Raw genomic sequence first — 547 nt, 5'->3', positions numbered from 1 at the left:
GCAGTTGCGCGTTGGCTGCCAGAACCAGCCCGCCGCGGTTGAGCTCGGCCACCGGACGCAGCGCCTTGAACGGGTCGAACGGCACCTTGAACGCGTGCGGAATCTCCGAGACCAGGCCGCTGAGCTGCACCATGAAGGTCGCGCCATCGCGCGGCGACTTGAGCAGCTCCTGCGCACCGAGCAAGCCGGCGGCGCCGGSCTTGTTCTCGACGATGACCTGCTGGCAGAGCAGCGGCGTCAGGCGCTCGGCGAGCACGCGCGCCGAGACGTCCACCGCGCCGCCCGGCGGGCCGCCGACGACGAGCCGGATCGGCTTGTCGGGCCAGGTCTGGGCGCCGGCCGCCGTGGCGGCCAACAGCATCACGCCGGCGACCGCGGCGCGGTGCAGCAGTCGGCGGGCGGGATTGAAGCGCTTGTTCATTGGGTGTCTCCTTATGGGGTGCGTCGGTAGTTCGGTCGGATCGTTCGGACTCAGACGCTGAAGCTGCTCACGTCGACCGGCTTGACGCCGTTGGCGCGGCAGAAGTTCAAGTAGCGCTCGACCATC

General features: G+C 69.8%; 1 protein-coding gene. It reads right to left on the bottom strand.

The annotated features are described in order from the left end of the window. A partial coding sequence (locus ACXJ3V_RS20600) for a Bug family tripartite tricarboxylate transporter substrate binding protein (protein WP_457102217.1) occupies positions 1-421 on the bottom strand: 421 nt, incomplete at its 3' end. Positions 422-547: the final 126 nt, after the last annotated feature.

The organism is Microbacterium sp. P5_E9 (assembly GCF_054049175.1).
The sequence above is the reverse complement of the archived record's forward strand: the minus strand, read 5'-3'. Positions and strand labels throughout refer to the sequence as shown.